The sequence below is a fragment of the Roseovarius sp. MMSF_3359 genome, from assembly GCF_030733385.1.
GTDB lineage: Bacteria > Pseudomonadota > Alphaproteobacteria > Rhodobacterales > Rhodobacteraceae > Roseovarius.
The window spans coordinates 99,128-112,993 of the sequence record NZ_JASHJC010000005.1 but is presented as its reverse complement, the minus strand read 5'-3'; the positions used below and the strand labels follow the sequence as shown (position 1 = coordinate 112,993).

Here is a 13,866-nt window from a genome sequence, read left to right as displayed (position 1 = left end):
ACTGCTTACTTCCTGCATTTCCGAGTATAGGATTTGTCCTCGGTTGTGGTACTGAACCCTCTGAGCCCTATGGTGAGGCCGATATCGGTCGACGCTTCGAGATTAGTGGACGTGGTGAAACGGCGTAAGGCCGAAAGCTCGATTTCCACGCACTCATTGGTGTATTTCAACCCGACACCCGCCCGAACACTTTTGTCTGTGACAACGTCATAACGCCATTCGGCGCTGCCCGTCCAGTGCCGCGCCAGCCTGTAACTGCCGTCAAACGCCCATTCCGAAATGGTCCGGGCCCGCGCTTCTGCCGGGTCGGCCTGCAGCCAGATGAAGGTCGCGCCCAGATCGGCACGCTGATTACGCCAATTGGCGCGCGCCTCGGCCTTGGTGGTGTCGAAAGCGTCGTCAAAGATGCTGCGGGCGGTGAAGGAGATGCCGTTGGGCATCTTGATCTGACCGGCAATCAGGTAATCCGAGAACCTGTCCTGCAGGCCGGAGGCGTTGGTGAAACTGGTTGTGCCATCCACTTCGACTAGTACTTCGTCGCGCACCACCTGCCCGAAGGTCAGCGACGATTTCCATCCGCGCGGATCGTGGCGGGTCCAGTTGACGCCGTAGGCGAGGCTGGCGCCGCGCTCCCGCCGGTCCGGTGCGGTGAACCGTGACAGGGACAGAAGGTTGCCCTCGTCGAAATCAATCCGCGTGCTTTCGTCGTTTGGCACGTCCGGATTGCTGCCGCCGACCCAGGCCAGTTGCAACATCGGCTCAATCACATGGGTCGCCCCGGTCGGTGTCGATTTGATCAGCGGCATCCTGAGCACCAAGGAGGTCGATGGCGTGATCTCACTTGCCTCCGACCGCGATGTCCCGCCGGTCTGACTGATCCGGAAGGTGTCGAAGGCGACGCCAGTCTGGAACTGCGAAAGGATGCCATAAGGCAAGATCCAGCGACGGTGCCAGTCAACGCTAGCGGTCAGGCGATTGACGTCACGCCCGTCGGCAAACCGGTCCACATCCAACCCGTCCACCGAAAGATCGGAACTGCGGTAATGCGAATGCGCCTCGATCCCGAACCGCAACTCGCCGCCGAGGCGTTTCAGATGCACGCGCCGCTCGTATTCCGCATTGCCCACCACGGTTGGGAAAGTTGAGTTATTCTCCCCCACCACCAGCGTCTTGAAATGCGTGATTGCACCACGGATGAATTCATCCCGCCGGGCGCGCGAGATCGAGATTTCGCTGTCCAGCCGGTTCTTGGCGGTAATCCCGTAATCTTCGAGATATTCGTCGTCATTGACGGCTTCGAGATCGAACCTCAACTGGAAGTCGCGGGGCAGGCTGAAATTGCCGTCGATGAAGAGATAACCGCGATTGGTCCGGTTGCCCGCCCGATCATTTGAGGCGGCACCGTTGACTTCGATATTGCCATCGCGGAACGCCTGGCGATACCGGAATTCAAGCGTTGTCGACTCGGTGGCGATAAACGGTGTCAGGGTCAGGTCGCGATGATCGCCGAGCTTGATGAAATAAGGCACCTTGACCCCGAAACCCAGCTCGGTCGAACTGTGGACCGACGGGATCAGGAAGCCGGTGGCGCGTTCCAGGGTCGGGTCCGGCAGTCGCAGGCGCGGCAGGTAGATGATCGGCACGTCGAGCACCCTGAACTGCGCATCGTGAAAGTAAAGCTGTCTCTCTTCCTGGTCGTGGATCACGCGCTTGGCCCGGATCTGCCAGAGCGGGCGGTTGCCTTCGTGGCAGATGCGGCAGGACGTGACCGATACCTTGTGCAATTGCGTGTATCGCCCGTTGACCCGCGTCATCTTGTTCGCGGCCATCTGCAATTGATCGTCTAGCACAACCCGCGCACCGGTCAGCACACCGTTATGAAACTCGCGATCCAGTTCGCCGGCATCAGCCAGGACCAGCGTGTTCACCCCGTCGTCCAGAACAATCGGCCCCTCAATCGACAGGATCTCCGTGGTCTGGTCATAGGTGATCGACCGTGCCTGCAATCTCTGACCCTCGTAGACCGCTTCGACATTGCCCTCGGCGACCAGCTTCTTGTCACCGGTGATATAGACCTCATCAGCCACCAGCAGCGCGCCGAGGTCCGGCGTGTCCTGCGCTTGCGCGGTCAGAGGCGTAAGCAGCAGCGCGGAAATCGCAGCGAAGAGGCGGAACACTCGGGTCATCCGTCCTCCATATGCAGCACGATCCCCAGTGCCAAGAGCAGTGAGGCCACCGGCGGCGCCCAGGCGGCGAGAAGGATCGGAATCTGCCCGTTTTCCCCCAGGATCTGCGCGAAATTGCGGATGTAATGCAAGCTGAAGCCAAGCATGACGGCGGTCAGAACCGCAACGCCGGTATTGCCAAGGCGGGTATGGCGCATGGTGAAGGCCGCGGCGACCAGAACGAGCGCCGTCAGGAAAAGCGGGCGCGCCAATTCCATCTGAAACCACATTTCATACCGGCGGGCAGAGAAACCGGCCTGTTCAAGCTGCGCGATGAAACGCGGAAGATCCCAGATTGGAATGTACTCGGGCTTGCCGAAACTCTCCACGATCCGGGCCTGGGTCAGGGACGAAGGGATGGTCATCTCCGCGCTGGCAATTGCCCTCGATTCCGGGTTGGTGCCGCGGCTCAGATCCCATTTCTTGGCCTTGGACAGCTGCCATTCCCCGTCCGCCAGGGTCGCTTTGCGCGCGGCAATGCGCGAGAGCGGCTCACCCTCGGGGGAAAAGGAAACGAAAGTCGTATCGAAAAGGACGCTGACATCCGAACTGGCGCGCGCGGCATGGATAACCGTCTGACCCTCGGATGTCCCCTGACGCAGCCAAAGCCCCTCGGCCGAAATCGCCAGGACGTTCGAGCCAAAGCCGATATAGGTGTTGACGAGGTCATTGTAGCGTTTGGACGAGGCGGCGACGATCGGATTGAACATGGTCACCGACAGGATGCCGATCATTGCGGCGACGGTCAGTGGCGCAATCAGGCTGCCAAGCGCCGATCGGCCCGCCGCCCGGACCACGACAAGTTCGGATGACCGCGCCAGCCGCACGAACAATGCAACCGAGGCAAGGATGACGATCAGGGGCAAGATCTCGTAGTTGGCCTTGGGCAGTTTCAGCAGCACGATCTCGAGCACCTGGCCGAAAGCCAGATCCGGAAAATCCTGTAACTCGTCCACAAGGTCGATCAGGCCGAGCAGCATCACGAAAACGAAGAAGATGCTGAGAAAGGTCCAAAGGAACCGCCGGGCAAAGTAGAAATGCAGGATCATGCGGCATCTCCCGACGCCTGTCGGCGCCTGAACACCCGGCCAAATCCCGGATTGGCGGAAATGTAGAGCAGGATAACCGTCAGGACCCCACCAATCGCCACGGGAATATACAAGAGCGGCCAGAGCGCGGCATTCGACAGAACCGGTCCAGATACGACCCCCTCGACCACCTTCAGGCCGACCAGCAGGAAAAACGCGATCACCACCTGTCGCCAGACGCCAAACCTGCTGTAGTTGCCCAAGAGCAGAGTCGCAAAACCTACCGTCGCCGCGACAACGCACATCAATGCCTGGGCAAACCTGTTATGCGCTTCATATGCGACCTCGCCCACCCGGATACCTGCTGTTTCGGCCATCTCCTCGGGGCGGCGCAGCAGGTCCTGCGTTGCGGCAAAGCTGATGTCGTTCAGGTTGATGGCATTGCGCGAAACGAGTGTGCTGATGTCATAGGAAAAATCGTCGAAATGCGTGGTGAAAAGCCGGTTGTCCTGGCGGTTCAGGTTCTGCGCCAACCCCTTGACCATCACCAGCTTGGTGCCACCACCCTCCTGCACCAGGTAGGCGGTGGAGGAGGTATAGGCCACGGGATTGGTCTGATCACGCCGGTCCGAAAGAAACACGTTTTGCAACTCCCCCACTGGCGTGATGTGGCGGATGTAGAAGGTGATGCCGGGAGCCGGATGCAGGAATTCCCCGGCGGTCAGCAGCTTGGCAGTGATGTTCTGGCTGATCTCGGCGCGGCGCTGCTTGAGTTGCGAAAGGCTCGCCGGGATCAGGAAGTGGGTAAGGATCGACATCATGACTGCGATGATCATGCCATAGACCACCACGGGCCGCACCAGCCGATAGGGCGAATACCCCGTGGCCTGCATGACGGTCAATTCGCTTTCCGTGCTCAGCCGGTTGGTGACATAGACCGCCCCCGCAAAGGCCGCGATCGGCAGCACGATCCCGATGACACCCGGCAGGGTCAGAGCGGTGAATTCAAGGAAAACCCAGGCAGGTTGTCCGTCGGCGATCAGGCGGTCGAACATACGCACCGCCTTGTTGATCCAGAAGATCGACACGAGCACCAGCGCGAAGAATCCGAAAAGCACCATGAATTGCGACAGCATGTATCTGTCGAATCTGGTCACACGCATCCCCCATCAAACTGCCTTACGGGGCGAAGACTAACGGAATTGATCGCCCGGGAAAACTGCTATCTGGCAATGTCGGCAATGGCGCGCTAGGACTCTGGTCAACAGCAGTTAGGAGCAGATGCATGACCAGCCCGGCCACAGTAGATTTTCAGGAAACCAACATTGATCTTATTGCCGGGGCCGAGGGCCGTGTGGCCGTCGTCGTGACACCCGATGGCAAGCTTGATGCAGGTGCGCGCAGAGTCAACCGCCTGACCAAGGGTGCCCTGGCGCGGCTGGTCGAAAGCGAGACCTGGGAAAAGAAAAAGGCCGGTGATGTAATCTCCGTCGCCTGGCCAACGGGCATGGCCGCCGAGGCGCTCGATGTCATCTGCCTGCCGCGCGCTGCCAAGCAGGAGGAGGTGCGCAAGGTCGGGGTGGCGCTGGGCCGGGCCAAGGGGAAATCGGCGCTTCTGGTGCTGGCGGGGCAGGTGCGCCGCCCGGTTGACCTGATGCTGGGCATCGTCTTGCGCGCATACGAGTTCACCACCCACAAAACCGCCGAGGACAAGGATGCCGGCGCCGTCACCTTGATGGTTGCCAAGCCCGATGAGGCCAAAGCCGATGCCGCCGCCGCGATGGCCGTCGCCGAAGGCGTGTTCATGACACGTGACTTGGTCAGCGAGCCCGCCAATCACCTGACCACCACCGAATTTGCCAACCGGATCGAGGCGATGGGCGATCTGGGCCTCAAGATCACCATTCTCGACGAAGACGAGTTGGGCAAGCTGGGCATGAACCTTCTTCTGTCGGTGGGCCATGGCTCCATCACGCCCTCGAAGGTCGCGATCATGGAATGGAACGGCGGCAAGAAGGGCGATGCCCCGCTGGCGCTTATTGGCAAAGGCGTCGTATTCGATACCGGCGGGATCAGCCTCAAACCGGCGGCTGGCATGGAAGACATGACCATGGATATGGGCGGCGCGGGTGTGGTCACCGGTGTGATGCGTACCCTGGCGCTGCGCAAGGCCAAGGCCAATGTCGTGGGTCTTGTCGGGCTGGTCGAAAACATGCCCTCCGACCGCGCCACGCGACCCGGGGATGTGGTCACGTCGATGAAGGGCGATACGGTCGAGATCATCAACACCGATGCCGAAGGTCGGCTGGTTCTGGCCGATGTGCTCTGGTACGCGCAGGAGACCTACAAACCCTGCGGGATGATCAACCTCGCCACCCTGACCGGCGCGATCATCATCGGCCTGGGCCACGAAAATGCGGGTGTCTTTTCCAACGATGACACGATCTCGCGCAACTTCCTCAAGGCTGCCGAGGCGGAGGGTGAGGGCGCCTGGCGCATGCCGATGGGCAAAGCCTATGACGATCTCCTCAAAAGCCAGATTGCCGATATGAAAAACGTCGGTGGCCGCGCGGCGGGGTCGATCACCGCGGCGCAGTTCCTGCAACGCTTCGTCAAGGATGACTGCCCGTGGATTCACCTCGATATCGCGGGGGTCGCTTCGGTCAAATCCGAGACCACCTATGCCCCCAAGGGTGCCACTGGTTGGGGCGTGATGTCGCTCAACCGTCTGGTGGCGGATGTCTACGAGGGCGACTGATTTTGGGGGCCGCCTATTTCTATCACCTGACGCGCGGGCCGGTGGAGGTCACGCTGCCCATGCTTTTGGGCAAGGCGATGGGGGCGGGCTGGCGTGTGGCGGTGCGGGGACGTGATCCGGCGCGAATCGACTGGCTTGACCAAAAGCTGTGGCTTGGTCCCGAAGAGGGGTTCTTGCCCCACGGGGTCGCGGGAAAACCGCATGAGGCCGATCAGCCGGTTCTGCTGACCACCAGCGCCGATATACCCAACGGTGCCACTTGTTTGATGAGCGTCGATGGCGCCGACGTAACGCCGCAAGAGGTTGCATCACTCGACCGTGTCTGCGTTCTCTTCGATGGCAACGATCCCGCCGCGCTGGACACGGCGCGAGGGCAGTGGAAATCCCTGACCGACGCGGGGTGTTCCGCGCAGTACTGGTCCGAAGAAAGCGGTCGCTGGGAAAAGAAAGCGGAAAAATAACCCTCGCGCGCGCAGCGCCGCCTGAAACCTGCTCCTTACCTGATTGAAACAAAATTTATCGCACCCCGACGCAAAACTGAAACGTGGCGTTGGCATATCTCCTGCCTGTTAACCAAACCAATCCACATTGATCCCACAGGAGATTTGAGACATGAAACCGATTACTTTCACCCTCGCACTGGCCTTGTCCTTTGCCGCCACGAGTTCCTTCGCCGTAGGCTCCGTCGTCGGCGCGCCAACGCCCACGCTGCATTTTCCCAAGGATCACGTCAAAGATCAGACCGTGACCAAGGAAAAGAGGTCACTCGCAAACTGATCCCGAGCGCGATGGTGGTCCGTGAATGCAGGGACACCGCAAGTTTGTTTCTTTAACCAGTGCCGCCGCGTCACCGAAAGGCCAGGCATGTTCCGGGCCGTGGGTGGTGACGTGGCGGATCTAGTACCCGTTTGATTTATAGGCAAAAAATACTTTAGTGACGTCTTCGATGATGTCCCATGTCACACGGCTGCCATCGCGAACGAAAAGGCTGTCGCCGGGCGCGAGTTCGGCGACAGACCAATCATGATGCTGCGTGATACGGCATCGGCCTGTCAGGATCGTCATCAATTCATCGCCCTGCTCGGTACAGTCAAAAACACCCTTGGTGCAGCGCCAGATACCGTTGCGCGTGACATGACCCGGCCCGCCTGCGTCGATCCGACCGGACGCACGGGGCGCGCCATCGCGGATGACATAATCGCTTTCTGGGGCGTCGAAGGGCCAATCGTCCAACGGTCCGATCGGATCGCCTGGTTTGTAGGGGGTCATCACCGGCCTCCGCTGATTTCTGGTCGGGTGAGCCTAGCGCAAGATGTGGGTGAATTCGACACCTCTGCCGAGATCTGAAACCGAGCGCGGCTTGCCTGCCCGAGACACGGCCCCAGGCGCATAGCGGCTATGATTTGCGTTTCGCGTCCGGATGCACAATTTATGCGCCGTGGGAGGAACCACTTGAACTCAGGAAGAGACAAGATCATGGCTGACGCCCCCAAATTCTCCACCCCACCGACCCCACAGGAAATTGACCGTATCATCGCTCAGGCGCATGAAATGCGCGCGGAATATACCGCAGAAATGCTGCGCAAACTGGTCGCGGGCCTCAAGAGCCTCTTTCAGGGTCCTCGCCATCCCTCCGATCTGACCACCTGAAGGCTGTGATGCGGCCCGCCGGTATGGTGGCGGGTGCCGAAACCCGGCACCCCTTGGCACACACGGGGTTGCTTGGGTCGAAAAACCCTTGATTAACCGGCGATTTGGCGCAAACTGGCGGTATGAGTTTTCAATCCCTCACCCCGTTTCCGGGGCCGCAAAGCACCTCGCAGGTGGCTTTTCACAGAACCGAGCTTTCCATTATTTTGTCCCTCTACGGTCGCATGGTTGCGGCGGGCGAATGGCGCGATTACGGCATATCCTGCCTGCGCGATGTGGCCGTGTTTTCGGTTTTTCGCCGCACCGCCGAGACACCGCTCTACCGGATTGAGAAACGTCCGAAACTTCGGCTCAAGCAGGGTGAATATGCGATTATCGGCCCGGAAGGGCAGGTTCTTAAACGCGGCTCTGACCTCAGGACCGTCCTGCGCATTCTCGAACGCAAGCTGATCCGCGCGGTCGAATGACCCTGCGCGCTGCGCTTGTCCTCTTGCTCTGGCCCGCGATGGCTTGTGCGGATATCTGTTCCGACCTGCGGGACCTGGTGGATCACGCGGAGGGCGGAGATTTCCAAATTAGCCAGATCGAGATCGCTGCAGGCACCCCGGAGTGTTCGGTGTCCCAGGACGAGCGTGGCGGCAGGACAACCCTGTGTTTTTGGACCTTTGCCTATCGGGATACTGCCGCAACCACGGCTTTCGAGAGGTTGGACCAGGATGTCAGACGCTGTTTTTCGGACGCCACAATTCTGCCCGCTGATAGCACAGTTAATCATCCCGACAGCTATCAATTGCGTCGCTATCAGCGCGGTCGGCTGGTGATCTCTGTATCCCTCAAGGACAAGGCCGCCCTGAGCCAAAGCCTCGTTTTTCTGCGCATCGACCGGCAGTGATGACGCTCAGGCGCCGGTTCCCGATGCCCGGATGAGGTTGAGCCGCGCGGGCACGCGAACCACGTCACCCGAGGAGAAATCCGCAAGGCGGGTAGCAACCAATGCCTTGACCTTTTGGGTGTCCGCGTCGTTGCCCCCAAGATCGTCGATGATCCGTGACGCCGGTCCAAGATGCGTGGCAAAACCTGCGACGTCGGCCACCGTGCCGGGCGGTGTCAACTCAACGCCGATCTCTTCGATCGAGACATTGTGCCACCCGGCATCGCGCAAGATGCCGGCCACATAGTCCTGTTCCTGAAAGGCCATCGGTCCCGGTGCGCGCGGATCGGAAGGTTCTGGCGCGCCAAGCACGTCGATCGCCGCCTGCCGCGGGATGGCAAACCATGGGTTTGCCGACAAGCCCGCCCAGGCCAGGAACACCATCGTGCCGCCCGGTTTGAGCGCCTTGCGAATGTTGGCGAAGGCTGCCACCGGATCGCCAAAGAACATTACGCCAAAGCGGGACATGATGGTGTCATAGGCCGCATCGCCGAAGTCGTAGGTCTGCGCGTCGCTTTCCAGAAAACGCGCGTTTGCGATCCCGGCGGAACGGGTCCTGTTCCGCGCCAGATCCAGCATGATGCCGGAGATATCCGCGCCCGTCACATGGCCTTCCGGCCCGACGACCTGCGCCGCGGCCATCGTGCTGGCCCCGGTGCCACATCCGATGTCGAGCACCCGCACGCCCGGTGCCAACGCCGCCTCTGTCAGAAGCCGCTCGAGCACGGGCTGCATCATTGCATCAAGTGTTTCCTGCTGATCGACCCATTGCTGGGCCGACCGCCAATATTCGGACTGATCGGTATCGGGCGTGTCTGGCATCTGGTCAGGCCCCGGCTTGGGCGGCCATCACGCAGAGGATTTCGAACATGATGGACACACCCAGAAACGCCGTGCCGCCCGATGTGTCGAAAGGCGGCGACACCTCGACCATATCCGCCCCGACGATATCGAGCCCTGCCAGCTCGCGACAGACCTGCAGCGCCTGATAGCTGTTTGGCCCGCCCACCTCGGGCGTGCCGGTGCCCGGGGCAAAGGTCGGATCGACGAAATCAATGTCATAGCTGACATAGGTCTTGCCGCTTCCTGCGATCTCACGTGCCTCGGCCATCACGTCCTCGACCCCTCGGGCGTGGAACTCTTCGATCAGGATCAGGCGGATACCGTTCGCCGCGGCAAAGTCGCGATCCTCGGTGTCATACATCGTGCCGCGCAGGCCGATCTGCACCACGCGCTTGGGGTCCAGAAGCCCCTCTTCGACCGCGCGGCGGAAGGGCGTGCCATGGGTGTACATCGTGCCGCCGAAATAAGAGTGGAAAAGGTCCGTATGGCTGTCGAAATGTACCATTCCCATGGGGCCATGCACCTTGGCCAGCGACCGCAAGACCGGCAGCGAGGTCAGGTGATCACCCCCCGCGGTCAGCGGCTTGATCCCCGCCGCCAGAACCTGATCGTAGAAGGCGGTGATGCGGTCCATGCTGTCGATAATATCCGCCGGGTTCGGGCCTACGTCGCCCAGATCGGCACAATTCGCGGCCTCGTAAGGCCGCGTGCCGTTTACCGGATGTTGCGCGCGCATCATGGTCGAGGCATCGCGCAACTGCCGCGGGCCATGGCGCGGACCGGGCCGGTTGGTGGTGCCGCTGTCCCAGGGAACGCCGATCAGCCCGATCTGCACATCGCCGTAACGCTCATGACCATGCGGCACGTAAGGCAGCCGCATGAAGGTCGGCACGCCGGCAAAACGTGGCAGGTCGAACCCCGAAACGGGGTGAAAAAACGGATCGCTCATGAAACTCCTCCCAGGCGTTTGCGCGCGGTCACCGGGCCATCGCCCTGTGCCTCGATACGGGTGATGGCCTCCTGCATCGGTTCACAGACCACGGCCATGTGATGCGCATTGGCATGAAGGATGGTACCTTCGTCAACCACCCAGGCGACATGACCCTTCCAAAACAGCAGATCGCCCCGGCGCAGAGGCGTGTCTTCGGGCAATTCCTGACCCAGCTCTGCCTGTTGCAGGTCGCTGTCGCGCGGGGCGGCAAAACCGTGCGCATAGGCCGCCAGTTGAACAAGCCCGGAACAGTCTATCCCGGTGGCCGTATTTCCACCCCAGAGATAGGGCGTGCCCAAAAATAACTCGGCAACGCCCACCATGTCATCAGCCCGCCATGACAGCGGGGCCAGATGGGGTGTTGCAATGTAACCGCCACCGGTCAGTGCAGAGAAGCGTTCTGTTTCCGGTTCTGCCGTCACCTCGGAGAAAAAGCTCAGCAAGCCGATTTCAGGCGATTTGAAATCCGGTTCCGAATAGACATGCGCCAAGAGGGCCTTTACCCGGTGGTTTGGCGCGTCCGTGTTTCCGATGGCGTTTTCAGGCAAATAGCCGACATAGCCATCAACCTCGTCAAACCCGAATGCCCAACCGTCATGGACATCCAGAACCCGGAAGGGTTGGCCCAGCAGAAGCTGCTTGTCCCGTGCGCCGCCGGCGGTGCGGCAGAGGTCGACTTGCGGCAAGATACAGCGTTTCGTTTCGCCTGCCACGAATGTCGCCGCTTCGATCTGACCGCTTAAGCTGTCATGCGCCACACGGTCATTTGCAGCCAGAAGTCGTCGATCCGTCATAACTCCAATACCTCAGGTAGGGCCTCTAACACGGCCCGCGCGCCCATGCCCACGCCGCCCTTGGGTCTGGCAGGTGCGGCGGTCGGGGACCAGCCGTAGATGTCGAAATGGGTGTAAGGGACGTCGCCCGCGAACCGACGCAGGAAAAGTGCGGCGGTAATGGACCCGGCAAACCCGCCCTTGGGCGCATTGTCGAGATCGGCGATGCCGGGTTCGATCATCGCCTCATAGGGCGCGTGAAACGGCAGGCGCCAGACCGGGTCGGCCATGCGCGCCGCCGCGGTTTCGAGCGCCGATGCCATGGCACCGTCATCGGTATAATAGGGCGCAAGGTCCGGGCCGACCGCCACGCGCGCGGCCCCGGTCAGCGTTGCCATCGAAATCATCAGGTCGGGCGTATCCTCTGCCCCAAGCGCCAATGCATCGGCCAGCACCAGGCGCCCCTCGGCATCGGTGTTGTTGACCTCCACCGTCAGGCCATTGCGCGCGGTCAGGATGTCGCCGGGGCGGTAGGCATCGGCGCTGACCGCGTTTTCGACCGCCGGGATCAGCACCCTGAGGCGCAGGCCGAGGCCAAGACCCATGATCATATGCGCAAGGCCCAGGACCGTGGCCGCGCCGCCCATATCCTTCTTCATCAGCCCCATGCTGCCGCCGGGTTTGAGGTTCAGCCCGCCAGTGTCGAAGCAGACACCTTTCCCCACCAGCGTCAGCGTCGGGCCAGCATCGCCCCAACTCATGTCAATCAGGCGCGGCGCGCGGGCCGCCGCACGACCCACCGTGTGGATCATCGGGAAGTTCTCTTCGATCAGCGCCTCACCCGCGATCACGGAAATCCCGGCGCCGTGTTCCTGCGCCAGCTTGTGGCAGGCGTTTTCAAGGTCATCCGGGCCCATGTCCGACGCGGGCGTGTTGATGAGATCACGGGTCAGCGCCTCGCCGGCCGCGATCACTTCCAGTCGTGCGGCATCCACCCCCTCTGGTGGGACCAGTTTCGCCTTGGCTGGTTTCTGCTCCTTGTACCGATCGAACGCATACCCGGCGAGGAGCCAGCCGAGCGCCTCTTCCTCGGCGCGATCCGTTGGCAATCTTTCCAACCGGTAATTCCCTTCCGGCAGGGCCGACGCCGCGGCGGCCAGGTGAAAACGCCCACGTGATCGCGCAGCCTCGGTGCCATATCCGGCCAGTGCCAGGGCGATACCGCCGTCGCCGTCCGGGATCAGGAGTGTGGCGCCAAGAGATCCGGAAAACCCTGATGATTTTACCCATTTCGTGACGTGATCCGGCTGCGACTGCAGCCAGGCGTCAAGCGCATCCGCCGCGACGACATGTACGGAGATCGCATCCGCGGTTGCATCGGAAAAAGTCAGGGACATCGCGCGGGCCTTCCTGCCGGGTCAAATTCGGACCCAGCCTATCGGTCTGCGCGGCGCCTGCAAGGGCTCAAATAGAAAGATCCTGAAGATCCCAGATCTGCGTAAGCGACCGTTCCCCGATTCGCAGCAGACGCGCCATCGTGGCCGATAGGGCAATCTTGTCACCCGCGTCGATGCAGATCGTCACGTCCAGCGCGACCTGCGCCAGCAGGGACATGCCGATCTGTTCGGCGATCGCCACCAGGCTGCGCGCACTTTTGCGCATGTCATGGTGGCGCATCTCGCGAAAGCAGCGTTCGGTATGAGACAGGCGCGCGGCAAGCTCTTCGAGGGCACGGCACACGACATCCTCGGCCCCTGTTTCGCCCAACTGGCGATACAGTTCCTCGAGCCTGTCGGGATTGACCCGAACCACCTCGTCATGTCTCAGCGTAGTTACTTGTTCCACAATCTCACCTTATGCTTCTTCGCCCCCATAGCTTTGGCCATCCTGCCTCAGAGGGGTTCCCAAATCGTTGCGCGGTGGGGTAATTCTCTCTCGAATTCTTCTCGAATTTCTAATAACTAGCGGACAAACGACCAGCGAGAGTGAAAAACAGATGGAACACGCCCGGCCATTGCCCACCTACCTGATCCAGCGGTTTCACGGCTGGAAGGCGACCACCTATGCCGAAAATCAGGCCTGGTACAAGCGTCTGGCCGAGGGGCAGCACCCGCGCGCGATGGTGATCTCCTGCTGCGACAGCCGGGTGCATGTCACCTCGGTTTTCGGTGCGGATCAGGGCGAGTTCTTTCTGCACCGCAATATCGCCAACCTGGTGCCCCCCTACGAGATCGACGGCGGCCAGCATGGTACATCGGCGGCGGTGGAATATGCGGTCACCGCGCTCAAGGTCGCGCATCTGATCGTGTTGGGTCACTCCAATTGCGGCGGCGTGAAAGGATGCCATGACATGTGCTCGGGCGCGGCCCCGGAACTGGAAGAGAAATCATCGTTCGTTGGCCGTTGGATGGATATCCTGCGGCCCGGTTACGAGCGTGTCAAAGACATCCAGGATCCGACGGAACGCACCGCGGCTTTGGAAAAAGAGGCGGTCCTGGTGTCGCTCGAAAACCTGATGACCTTTCCCTTTGTCAAATCGGCTGTCGATAGCGGACACCTGAGCCTTCACGGCCTTTGGCATGACATCGGCGAGGGCGGGATCGAGCAATACAGCAAGGACGCGAAAAAGTTCATCCCCGTCTGATCAAAATGCAGTTGGCAAGGGCC

Annotated in this window: 16 protein-coding genes; 7 read left to right on the top strand and 9 right to left on the bottom strand. The window is 61.1% G+C overall.

Going from position 1 to position 13,866, the window contains the following annotated elements; genetic code table 11:
• Window positions 1-5: 5 nt before the first annotated feature.
• The 3 genes from RBB29_RS09115 to lptF are packed head-to-tail and all read right to left on the bottom strand — an operon-like array spanning window position 6 to window position 4,416.
• Window positions 6-2,186 (bottom strand): LPS-assembly protein LptD, encoded by a 2,181-nt coding sequence (locus RBB29_RS09115; RefSeq protein ID WP_306115887.1) that lies wholly within the window; start codon window positions 2,184-2,186, stop codon window positions 6-8.
• Window positions 2,183-3,274 carry an LPS export ABC transporter permease LptG gene (gene lptG / locus RBB29_RS09110; RefSeq protein WP_306115886.1) on the bottom strand — a complete coding sequence of 364 codons (1,092 nt, stop codon included), beginning with the start codon at window positions 3,272-3,274 and terminating at the stop codon, window positions 2,183-2,185. The genes RBB29_RS09115 and lptG overlap by 4 nt, the downstream gene beginning before the upstream one ends.
• A complete protein-coding gene (lptF, locus tag RBB29_RS09105; protein ID WP_371931461.1) occupies window positions 3,271-4,416 on the bottom strand; it encodes an LPS export ABC transporter permease LptF in 1,146 nt (381 codons plus the stop codon). Before lptF ends, lptG begins: the two co-directional genes overlap by 4 nt.
• 122 nt (window positions 4,417-4,538) lie before the next feature.
• On the opposite strand from lptF, the gene RBB29_RS09100 reads away from it, so the two are divergent.
• The 3 genes from RBB29_RS09100 to RBB29_RS09090 all read left to right on the top strand — a co-directional run bounded on the left by RBB29_RS09100 (window position 4,539) and on the right by RBB29_RS09090 (window position 6,788).
• On the top strand, window positions 4,539-6,011 hold the full coding sequence (locus tag RBB29_RS09100; RefSeq protein WP_306115885.1) for a leucyl aminopeptidase: 1,473 nt from the start codon (window positions 4,539-4,541) through the stop codon (window positions 6,009-6,011).
• A gap of 2 nt (window positions 6,012-6,013) precedes the next feature.
• On the top strand, window positions 6,014-6,472 hold the full coding sequence (locus tag RBB29_RS09095; RefSeq protein ID WP_306115884.1) for a DNA polymerase III subunit chi: 459 nt from the start codon (window positions 6,014-6,016) through the stop codon (window positions 6,470-6,472).
• Window positions 6,473-6,623: 151 nt separating this feature from the next.
• Window positions 6,624-6,788, top strand: coding sequence for a hypothetical protein (locus RBB29_RS09090; RefSeq protein WP_306115883.1), 165 nt, complete (start codon window positions 6,624-6,626; stop codon window positions 6,786-6,788).
• A 120-nt stretch (window positions 6,789-6,908) separates the two neighbouring features.
• Here RBB29_RS09090 and RBB29_RS09085 read toward each other — a convergent pair whose 3' ends face one another.
• Entirely contained in the window at window positions 6,909-7,280 is a 372-nt protein-coding gene (locus tag RBB29_RS09085; RefSeq protein WP_306115882.1) for a cupin domain-containing protein, read from the bottom strand.
• Between the two features lie 207 nt (window positions 7,281-7,487).
• Here RBB29_RS09085 and RBB29_RS09080 point away from each other — a divergent pair, with 207 nt between their 5' ends.
• The 3 genes from RBB29_RS09080 to RBB29_RS09070 all read left to right on the top strand — a co-directional run bounded on the left by RBB29_RS09080 (window position 7,488) and on the right by RBB29_RS09070 (window position 8,553).
• Entirely contained in the window at window positions 7,488-7,661 is a 174-nt protein-coding gene (locus RBB29_RS09080; RefSeq protein ID WP_306115881.1) for an RSP_7527 family protein, read from the top strand.
• A gap of 122 nt (window positions 7,662-7,783) precedes the next feature.
• Window positions 7,784-8,128 carry a DUF2794 domain-containing protein gene (locus RBB29_RS09075; RefSeq protein WP_306115880.1) on the top strand — a complete coding sequence of 115 codons (345 nt, stop codon included), beginning with the start codon at window positions 7,784-7,786 and terminating at the stop codon, window positions 8,126-8,128.
• Entirely contained in the window at window positions 8,125-8,553 is a 429-nt protein-coding gene (locus RBB29_RS09070; RefSeq protein WP_306115879.1) for a hypothetical protein, read from the top strand. Before RBB29_RS09075 ends, RBB29_RS09070 begins: the two co-directional genes overlap by 4 nt.
• Before the next feature lie 6 nt (window positions 8,554-8,559).
• Here the strand turns inward: RBB29_RS09070 and RBB29_RS09065 are convergent, their stop codons facing one another.
• The 5 genes from RBB29_RS09065 to RBB29_RS09045 all read right to left on the bottom strand — a co-directional run bounded on the left by RBB29_RS09065 (window position 8,560) and on the right by RBB29_RS09045 (window position 13,044).
• Window positions 8,560-9,414, bottom strand: a complete 855-nt coding sequence (locus RBB29_RS09065) for a class I SAM-dependent methyltransferase (protein ID WP_306115878.1) — start codon at window positions 9,412-9,414, stop codon at window positions 8,560-8,562.
• A gap of 4 nt (window positions 9,415-9,418) precedes the next feature.
• Complete coding sequence (speB, locus tag RBB29_RS09060; RefSeq protein WP_306115877.1) at window positions 9,419-10,384, bottom strand: agmatinase; 966 nt, start codon at window positions 10,382-10,384, stop codon at window positions 9,419-9,421.
• A complete protein-coding gene (locus tag RBB29_RS09055) occupies window positions 10,381-11,220 on the bottom strand; it encodes an NlpC/P60 family protein (RefSeq protein ID WP_306115876.1) in 840 nt (279 codons plus the stop codon). Before RBB29_RS09055 ends, speB begins: the two co-directional genes overlap by 4 nt.
• Entirely contained in the window at window positions 11,217-12,596 is a 1,380-nt protein-coding gene (locus RBB29_RS09050; RefSeq protein WP_306115875.1) for a M17 family metallopeptidase, read from the bottom strand. Before RBB29_RS09050 ends, RBB29_RS09055 begins: the two co-directional genes overlap by 4 nt.
• 67 nt (window positions 12,597-12,663) lie before the next feature.
• On the bottom strand, window positions 12,664-13,044 hold the full coding sequence (locus tag RBB29_RS09045; RefSeq protein WP_306115874.1) for a hypothetical protein: 381 nt from the start codon (window positions 13,042-13,044) through the stop codon (window positions 12,664-12,666).
• 151 nt (window positions 13,045-13,195) lie between these two features.
• Here RBB29_RS09045 and RBB29_RS09040 point away from each other — a divergent pair, with 151 nt between their 5' ends.
• Window positions 13,196-13,843 (top strand): carbonic anhydrase, encoded by a 648-nt coding sequence (locus RBB29_RS09040; RefSeq protein ID WP_306115873.1) that lies wholly within the window; start codon window positions 13,196-13,198, stop codon window positions 13,841-13,843.
• The last annotated feature ends 23 nt before the right edge of the window (window positions 13,844-13,866 follow it).

What these genes read in the sequence shown, in the direction of transcription:
- RBB29_RS09100 (WP_306115885.1), top strand. Translation starts at nt 4,539, where the DNA reads ATGACCAGCCCGGCCACAGTAGATTTTCAGGAAACCAACATTGATCTT.
- RBB29_RS09075 (WP_306115880.1), top strand. Translation starts at nt 7,784, where the DNA reads ATGAGTTTTCAATCCCTCACCCCGTTTCCGGGGCCGCAAAGCACCTCG.
- speB (WP_306115877.1), bottom strand. Translation starts at nt 10,384, where the DNA reads ATGAGCGATCCGTTTTTTCACCCCGTTTCGGGGTTCGACCTGCCACGT.
- RBB29_RS09085 (WP_306115882.1), bottom strand. Translation starts at nt 7,280, where the DNA reads ATGACCCCCTACAAACCAGGCGATCCGATCGGACCGTTGGACGATTGG.
- RBB29_RS09050 (WP_306115875.1), bottom strand. Translation starts at nt 12,596, where the DNA reads ATGTCCCTGACTTTTTCCGATGCAACCGCGGATGCGATCTCCGTACAT.
- RBB29_RS09080 (WP_306115881.1), top strand. Translation starts at nt 7,488, where the DNA reads ATGGCTGACGCCCCCAAATTCTCCACCCCACCGACCCCACAGGAAATT.
- RBB29_RS09115 (WP_306115887.1), bottom strand. Translation starts at nt 2,186, where the DNA reads ATGACCCGAGTGTTCCGCCTCTTCGCTGCGATTTCCGCGCTGCTGCTT.
- RBB29_RS09040 (WP_306115873.1), top strand. Translation starts at nt 13,196, where the DNA reads ATGGAACACGCCCGGCCATTGCCCACCTACCTGATCCAGCGGTTTCAC.
- RBB29_RS09055 (WP_306115876.1), bottom strand. Translation starts at nt 11,220, where the DNA reads ATGACGGATCGACGACTTCTGGCTGCAAATGACCGTGTGGCGCATGAC.
- RBB29_RS09070 (WP_306115879.1), top strand. Translation starts at nt 8,125, where the DNA reads ATGACCCTGCGCGCTGCGCTTGTCCTCTTGCTCTGGCCCGCGATGGCT.
- lptF (WP_371931461.1), bottom strand. Translation starts at nt 4,416, where the DNA reads ATGCGTGTGACCAGATTCGACAGATACATGCTGTCGCAATTCATGGTG.
- RBB29_RS09090 (WP_306115883.1), top strand. Translation starts at nt 6,624, where the DNA reads ATGAAACCGATTACTTTCACCCTCGCACTGGCCTTGTCCTTTGCCGCC.
- lptG (WP_306115886.1), bottom strand. Translation starts at nt 3,274, where the DNA reads ATGATCCTGCATTTCTACTTTGCCCGGCGGTTCCTTTGGACCTTTCTC.
- RBB29_RS09065 (WP_306115878.1), bottom strand. Translation starts at nt 9,414, where the DNA reads ATGCCAGACACGCCCGATACCGATCAGTCCGAATATTGGCGGTCGGCC.